The following is a 7,846-nucleotide window of genomic DNA, read 5'->3' as shown; positions in this document are numbered from 1 at the left end:
GACCTCGACGTCTCGACCATCACCGGGCTGCCGTCCGGACGCGCGGGCATCGAGACCTTCGCGGTGGGCCTCGCCGAGCACCCCGGGTGGGAGGGGCGGATCTGGACGCGGATGGCCGAGGAGCTCGCCGCCGGGCGCCAGGCCTTCGTGGTCTGCCCGGCCATCGACGACGCGCACGCGGAGGACGACGGCGGCCCCGAGCCCGCCGAGGACGACACCCCGAAGCGCGCCCCGGCGACGGTGCTCGCGACGGCCGAGCGGATGCGGACGATGCCGGTCCTGCAGGGCCGGCGGATCGAGGTGCTGCACGGGCGCATGACCGCGGACGAGAAGGACCGCGTGATGACGTCCTTCGCGGCCGGCGACGTCGACGTGCTCGTGGCGACGACGGTGATCGAGGTCGGTGTCGACGTGCCGAACGCGTCGATGATGGCGGTCCTCGACGCCGACCGCTTCGGCGTCTCGCAGCTCCACCAGCTCCGCGGGCGCATCGGCCGCGGGCAGTACGCCGGCGTCTGCCTGCTCGTCACCACGGCCGAGGCCGAGACGACCGCACGCGAGCGCGTCGACGCGGTTGCGGCGTCCGACGACGGCTTCGAGCTCGCCCGGGTCGACCTCGAGCTCCGGCGCGAGGGCGACGTGCTCGGCGAGCGGCAGTCCGGCGGTCGGTCGTCCCTCAACCTGCTGCGCGTCGTCGAGCACGCCGACCTCATCGTCGACGCCCGGGGCGAGGCCGAGCGGGTCCTCGAGCCGGACCCGGAGCTCCGGGGGCACCCCGCGCTGCGCGAGGCCCTGGCCCGGCGCCTGGACGAGTCCGACGCCGCGTTCCTCGGCAAGAACTGACACGGGGCCGCCGGTATCGTCGGCGGCATGGCACAGATCGCGGTCGTCCCCGGTTCCTTCGACCCCGTGACCCTCGGGCACCTCGACGTGATCGGTCGTGCCGCCCGCTTGTTCGACGAGGTGCACGTGCTCGTGGTGCACAACCCGGAGAAGCCGCCGGCGATGTTCGCCGCCGCCGACCGCGTGCGGCTCATCGAGCGGTCGCTCGCCGAGGTCGGCGTGCCGGACACCGTGCGGGTCGGGGAGTGGACCTCCGGGCTCCTCGTCGACTACTGCCGACAGGTCGGTGCCGGCGTGCTCGTGAAGGGCGTGCGGTCCGGCGAGGACGTGGCGTACGAGACGCCGATGGCGATCATGAACCGGCACCTGGCCGACGTCGAGACGGTGTTCCTCCTCCCGGAGGCCTCGCGGGCGCACGTGTCGAGCTCGCTCATCCGCCAGGTCGCCACGCTCGGGGGCGACGTGACCCCGTACGTGCCCGTGGTCGTCGCGGACGCGCTCGCGGAGCACCTCGCACGCTGACACGCCGCGACCCGGGCGTGCTCGACGTCCGCCGCAGATCGCGGTAGACTCGTCGATCGTGTCTTCCCCCGTGAACAGCCCCTACGCCCTGCGCGTGCGCGACCTCGCGCACCGTCCGGGCGAGATGCGCGAGCACTCGCTCGACGTCGCGGTGCCGGACGCGATGGGAGCCGGCCTGATCGCCGTGCGCGAGGGCGCCACGATGCAGCTCGACGTCAAGCTCGAGGGCCTCCACGAGGGCGTCCTGGTGTCCGGTCACGCGTCGGCCGAGGCGACCGGCGAGTGCTCGCGGTGCCTCATCGACATCAGCGAACCGGTCGAGGTCGATTTCGCCGAGCTCTTCGCGTACGATGTCTCGGAGGATTTCGACTTCTTCGTTCGCGATGACCACGTGGACTGCGAACCGGTCGTTCGAGATGCGGTGGTGCTGTCGCTGCCGTTCCAGCCGGTCTGCCGACCGGACTGCCCCGGCCTCGACCCCGTCACGGGTGAGCGGCTGGCCGACCTCGACGAGCACCCGGTGCACGAGGTCCTGGACCCCCGTTGGGCCGCACTGAGCGGATTCCAGGGTGCCGGCGACGACACCGACGGCAACACCCCCACCCAGAGCCCCGAGGGCGCCGGCCGCACGGCCTGACGCTCCTCGCCCCTGACCACCGACCAACCGAAAGAGAACCACCATGGCCGTTCCCAAGCGCAAGCAGTCCCGTGCCAACACGCACGCCCGTCGTTCGCAGTGGAAGGCCGCGCCGGTCCAGCTCGTGAAGACGATCGAGAACGGCAAGGTCACCTACAGCCTCCCGCACCGCGCGAAGGTCGTCGAGGACTCGGCCGGCACCGCCCTGTACATGGAGTACAAGGGCCGCAAGGTCGCCGACGTCTGATCGGACACCGCACATGACAGCGACGTCCGGCGCCGCGGGGTCCCGCCCCGTGGGGTCGGACGTCGTTCGTCTGCAGGGCATCCTGGGGGTCGATCTCGACCTCCAGCTGCTCCAGCTCGCCCTGACGCACCGCTCGTACGCGTACGAGCACGGTGGGATCGGGCACAACGAACGCCTCGAGTTCCTCGGGGACTCCATCCTCGGCCAGGCCGTGACCGTGAAGCTCTTCCGGTCCTTCCCCGACCTCGACGAGGGCGAGCTCGCCAAGCGGCGCGCGAGCCTCGTCTCGACGGTCGCCCTCGCCGAGATCGCCCGGATGATCGGGCTCGGTGCCTACCTGCGCCTCGGCAAGGGCGAGGAGCAGACGGGCGGCCGTGACAAGGCGTCCATCCTCGCCGACACGGTCGAGGCCGTCATCGGCGCGACGTTCCTGTCCGCCGGCCCCGACGACGCCACCGCGCTCGTGCTGCGCCTCGTCGAGCCGCTCCTGGTCGACCCCGCCCGCTTCGGTGCGGCGATGGACCCGAAGACGAGCCTGCAGGAGCTCGCCGCGAGCCTGACCCTCGGCAACCCCGCCTACCGCGTGACGGAGGAGGGCCCGGACCACGACAAGACGTTCCACGCCACCGTCGTGCTGCAGGGCGAGGACGTCGCGACCGGCTCCGGCTCGAGCAAGAAGACCGCCGAGATGGCCGCCGCGCTCGAGGCGTGGACGCGCCTGTCCGGCCGGGCGGCCTGACCGCGTGCCCGAACTCCCCGAGGTCGAGGTGGTCCGCGCCGGCCTCGAACCCGCCGTCAGCGGTGCGCGCGTGCTGCACGTGGACGTCGTCGACGACCGTGCGCTCACCCGGCACGACGGCCCCGCAGAGGACTTCGCCGAGCGGCTGACCGGCCGGACCGTCGCCGCGGCCGTGCGCCGCGGCAAGTTCATGTGGTTCCCGCTGGTGCCCGAACACGACGGCGACCGTCCCGAGGCGCTCGTCACGCACCTGGGGATGTCCGGCCAGGTCCTGCTCGGACGCGGTCGCCCGGCCGCGAAGCACCGCCGCATCCTGATCGACGTGCAGCCGACCGGTCCCGACCGCGACGGCCGTCCGGAGGAGCCGGTCGAACTCGAGTTCGTCGACCAGCGCACCTTCGGGTCGATGGCGATCGACGCGATGGTCCCGACGATCGACGGTGCCCCGGCCGGTGCCGCCGGCGCGGTCGACGAGCGGGAGCCGGACGCGGCGTGGCGGCGGAGCATCCCGACGCAGGTCTCGCACATCGCCCGCGACCCGCTCGACCCCGCGTTCGACGACGACCGGTTCGTCGCGACGGCACGGAAGCGGTCGAGCGGCATCAAGCGCGTCCTGCTCGACCAGGGCGTCGTGAGCGGCATCGGCAACATCTACGCCGACGAGTCGCTGTGGGCGGCGCGACTGCACTTCGACCGGCCCGCGGAGCGCCTGCCCCGCGCCGACCTGCACCGGCTCCTCGCCGAGGTCCGCAGCGTCCTCGGCCGGGCGCTCGAGGACGGCGGCACGAGCTTCGACGCGCAGTACGTCAACGTCAACGGGCAGTCCGGGTACTTCTCGCAGCGCCTGGCGGTGTACGGGCAGCAGGGGAAGCCGTGCCCGCGGTGCGGCACGACGATCGTCCGCGAGGCCTTCATGAACCGGTCGAGCCACCGCTGCCCCGTGTGCCAGCCCGCTCCGCGCCTGCGCAGGCGTTAGCCTGCCCGGAAGCGAGAGACTCCGGAGACCCGCATGCACTTGAAGAGCCTGACCATCAAGGGGTTCAAGTCCTTCGCGCAGCCGACGACGTTCGCGTTCGAGCCGGGTGTCACCTGCATCGTCGGGCCGAACGGGTCGGGCAAGTCCAACGTGGTGGACGCCCTCGCCTGGGTCATGGGGGAGCAGGGCGCGAAGACCCTCCGCGGCGGCAAGATGGAGGACGTCATCTTCGCCGGGACCTCGACGCGCGGCCCACTCGGCCGCGCGCAGGTGCTCCTGACGATCGACAACAGCGACGGGCTCCTGCCGATCGAGTACGCCGAGGTGACGATCTCCCGCACGCTGTTCCGGAACGGCGGGAGCGAGTACGCGATCAACGGCGAGAACTGCCGTCTGCTCGACGTGCAGGAGCTCCTGAGCGACACCGGGCTCGGGCGCGAGATGCACGTCATCGTCGGGCAGGGCCAGCTCGACAAGGTGCTGCACGCCACCCCGGAGGACCGCCGCGGCTTCATCGAGGAGGCCGCCGGGATCCTCAAGCACCGCCGGCGCAAGGAGAAGACGCTCCGCAAGCTGGACGCGATGCAGACGAACCTGACCCGGTTGTCCGACCTCGCGGGGGAGATCCGGCGCCAGCTCAAGCCGCTGGGGCGGCAGGCCGAGGTCGCGCGCAAGGCGCAGTCCGTCGCCGCGGTCGCGCGTGACGCGAAGGCCCGCATCCTCGCCGACGACGTGGTCCGCCTGCGCCGCGAGCTGCACGAGCACCAGGCGGTCGAGACGGGTCGGAAGTCCGAGCGGGTCGTCCTGCAGGAACGCCTCGACCAGACGCGCGCCCGACAGCAGCAGGTCGAGCAGAGCATGGTCGGGGACGACGTCGACCGCGCCCGCACCGTGGTGCACCGCCTGGAGAGCGTGCAGGAGCGCCTCCGCGGCCTGTCGAGCCTGGCCAACCAGCGGCTCGTGTTCCTCGCGCAGCAGGCCGACGCCCCGCAGCAGGGACCGACGATCACCCCGGAGCGGGTGGAGGGTGTCCGCGCCGAGGCGGAGCGGCTCGAGGCGCGCGCTGCCGAGATGACCGCCGGCTCCGGTGCCGCCGCCGCGGCCGTGCAGGACGCCCGTGCCCGACTCGACGCACTCGACGAGGAGATCGCCGCGCAGGCCGCGCGTGTGTCCCGGCACGACCTCGAGGCCCAGCGGCTCGGCGCCGCCGTCGACGTCGCCCGCTCGCGTCGCACGTCCGTCGTCGCCGACCGCGACCGTCGGGCCCGTGCCCTCGCGGAGGCCGAGGACCGCGCTGCCGGTGCCACGGCGGCACTCGAGGAGATCGGCCTCGATCCCGCGGAGGGCGTCGACGTCGACGCCCTCGCCACGGCGCACGACGAGGCGCGGCAGGAGCTCGAGCGCACGCAGACCGCACGCGACGCCCTCCGCGACCGGCTGCACGCCCTCGAGCGCGAGCGGGACGCCCTGGACGCCCGCGTCGCCGCGCTCGGCATGTCGATCGACGTCCGTGACGGCTCGCAGGCCGTGGTCGACGCCCGGCGCGACGGCGTGCTCGGTCGCCTCGCCGACGCGCTGACCGTCGAGCCCGGGTTCGAGGCGCCGGTCGCGACGGCGCTCGACGGCCTGGCCGACGCCGTGCTCGCCGCCGACCGGGGCACCGCCCTCGCCACGGTCGCGCACGCCCGCGAGGCCGACCTCGGCCGCGTGGACGTCGTCGTCGCCGACGCCGTCGTCGACGGTCCGGGGCTGCCGAGCACGCTGCCGGCCGGTGTCCGGCCGGCGCTCGACGTGGTGCAGGGTCCGCCCGCGCTGACCGCGGTGCTCCGGACGACGCTGGTCGCGGTGGACGAGGACGTCGACCTGGAGTCCGTGCTCGCCGCCGCCCCGCACGCGACGGTCGTGACGCGCTCCGGTGACCTCGTGCGCACCGTCCGTGTGACCGGTGGCGGCGCCCGCACCGTGTCCCGCATCGAGCTCGTGGCCGAGCGGGACGACGCGCAGGGCCGTCGTGACGCGGTGGCGACGGACGCGGCCGACGCGGCCACGGGCCTCCAGGCCGCGCGCACCGCCGTCGACGAGGCCCGCCGCCGTGCCGAGGAGGCCGACCGGGCGCTCCGCGCGCACACCGCGGCGAAGGCCGAGTACGACCGGTCGAGCGCGTCCACGCGGGCGAAGGCCGAGAACGCCGTCGCCGAGGTGGACCGGCTGCGCGCCTCGCTCGCCGAGACCGACGGGGCAGTCGAGACCGTCGACCGTGCCGTGTGCGAGGCCGAGGAGGCCCGGCGGGTCTTCGACGAGGGGCCACGTCCGGTCGTCGACGCCTCCGGGCGGCCCGCGCTGCAGGAGGCGCTCGAGGGCGCGCGTGCGGCGCAGATCGAGCAGCGGATCCAGGTCGAGACCGTGCGCGAGCGGGCGCGGTCGGAGCGGAACCGGGCGGCGGGGCTGCAGCGGCAGCTCGAGGCCGAGCGCGCTGCTGCCGAGGAGGCAGCGCGCCGGGCGGTCGTCCGGCGCGCCCAGATCGCGGTGGCCGAGGACGTGCTCGCGGACCTGCCCGGTGTGCTCGCCGCGGTCGACCGCTCGCTCGCGGAGGCCCGGGTCCGGCTCGCGACCGAGGAGTCGGAGCGCACGAAGCGCAACACCGAGCTGCAGGTGATCCGGAACGAGGAGCGTGAGCTCCGCGACCGGCTGCAGACGATCACCGACGGCGTGCACTCGCTCGAGATGGAGATCTACGAGAAGAAGCTGCACGTGTCCGGCGTGCTCGACCGCGCGCAGAGCGAGCTCGGGCTGGGGGAGGCCGTGCTCGTCGCGGAGTACGGTCCCGACGTCCCGGTACCGGTCGACGTGCTGGTCGACCCACGGGTGCTCGCCCGCCGGCACCGCGAGGCCGAGCGTGCCCGGGCGGCCGACGCAGCGGCCCGGGGCGACGGGGACCCCGCGGAGGACGTCGACGACGCGGACCTCGTGCCGGCCGAGTCGACCCTGCCCGGCGGACCCGCGCTGCCCGAGTTCGACGCCACCGACGAGGTCGACCCCGCCGACGTCGAGACCGTGCCGTACGTCCGCGCCGAGCAGGAGCAGCGGCTCGCGGCGGCCGAGCGGGACCTCGGCCGGCTCGGCAAGGTGAACCCGCTCGCACTCGAGGAGTTCCAGGCGCTCGAGCAGCGGCACGCGTTCCTCGCCGAGCAGCTCGACGACCTGCAGAAGACCCGGACGGACCTCCTCACGATCATCGAGGAGCTCGACACGAAGATGCAGACGATCTTCGAGTCGGCGTACAACGACACGAAGGCCGCGTTCGACGTGGTGTTCCCGATCCTCTTCCCGGGCGGGACGGGGTCCATCACGCTGACGAACCCGGACGACATGCTCGCGACGGGGCTCGATGTGCAGGTGAAGCCCGCCGGCAAGAAGATCGACCGGCTCACCCTGCTGTCCGGCGGGGAGCGGTCGCTCGCGGCGGTGGCGCTCCTGGTCGCGATCTTCACCGCGCGCCCGTCGCCGTTCTACATCATGGACGAGGTCGAGGCGGCGCTCGACGACGCGAACCTCGGACGACTGCTCACGGTGTTCGAGCGGCTCCGCGAGTCCTCGCAGCTCATTGTCATCACGCACCAGAAGCGCACGATGGAGATCGCCGACGCGCTGTACGGCGTCTCGATGCGGCAGGACGGCGTGTCCGCCGTCGTCGGTCAGCGGGTGCAGCGGCGCGAGTCCGAGCCGCAGCCGGTCGACGCGGTCGCGTAGCGGGCGGGCTGGCAGCGGACGGACGGGAGGCGCGGTGCCCGCTGGCCGATCGGTCGAGCGTCGCGTACGGGAGACAGTGTCAGGGGCGTGCGGATCCAGACCACTCCGCAAGTTTGACACCCGCAACACCAC

At 73.4% G+C, this 7,846-nt stretch carries 7 protein-coding genes; all 7 read left to right on the top strand.

The features are described 5' to 3' along the window. Positions 1 to 843: helicase-related protein (locus tag H7A69_RS16830; protein WP_259346286.1), on the top strand; the 843-nt coding region annotated here is incomplete at its 5' end. 27 nt (positions 844 to 870) lie between these two features. Beyond that, positions 871 to 1,365 (top strand): pantetheine-phosphate adenylyltransferase, encoded by a 495-nt coding sequence (gene coaD / locus H7A69_RS16825; RefSeq protein WP_069710665.1) that lies wholly within the window; start codon positions 871 to 873, stop codon positions 1,363 to 1,365. A gap of 70 nt (positions 1,366 to 1,435) precedes the next feature. After that, positions 1,436 to 2,002: a DUF177 domain-containing protein gene (locus tag H7A69_RS16820; protein ID WP_182048096.1), complete on the top strand. Its 567-nt coding sequence runs from the start codon at positions 1,436 to 1,438 to the stop codon at positions 2,000 to 2,002. A 43-nt stretch (positions 2,003 to 2,045) separates the two neighbouring features. Next, on the top strand, positions 2,046 to 2,249 hold the full coding sequence (gene rpmF, locus H7A69_RS16815) for a 50S ribosomal protein L32 (protein ID WP_058728177.1): 204 nt from the start codon (positions 2,046 to 2,048) through the stop codon (positions 2,247 to 2,249). A 13-nt stretch (positions 2,250 to 2,262) separates the two neighbouring features. Next, complete coding sequence (gene rnc, locus H7A69_RS16810; protein WP_069710667.1) at positions 2,263 to 2,988, top strand: ribonuclease III; 726 nt, start codon at positions 2,263 to 2,265, stop codon at positions 2,986 to 2,988. A gap of 4 nt (positions 2,989 to 2,992) precedes the next feature. Next, positions 2,993 to 3,964: a bifunctional DNA-formamidopyrimidine glycosylase/DNA-(apurinic or apyrimidinic site) lyase gene (gene mutM / locus H7A69_RS16805; RefSeq protein WP_182048095.1), complete on the top strand. Its 972-nt coding sequence runs from the start codon at positions 2,993 to 2,995 to the stop codon at positions 3,962 to 3,964. A 33-nt stretch (positions 3,965 to 3,997) separates the two neighbouring features. Then, positions 3,998 to 7,714, top strand: coding sequence for a chromosome segregation SMC family protein (locus H7A69_RS16800; protein WP_182048094.1), 3,717 nt, complete (start codon positions 3,998 to 4,000; stop codon positions 7,712 to 7,714). Positions 7,715 to 7,846 lie beyond the last annotated feature (132 nt).

It is taken from the genome of Curtobacterium sp. ME26 (genome assembly GCF_903970945.1).
Classification (GTDB): domain Bacteria; phylum Actinomycetota; class Actinomycetes; order Actinomycetales; family Microbacteriaceae; genus Curtobacterium; species Curtobacterium citri.
This window is presented reverse-complemented; position numbering and strand designations above follow the sequence as displayed.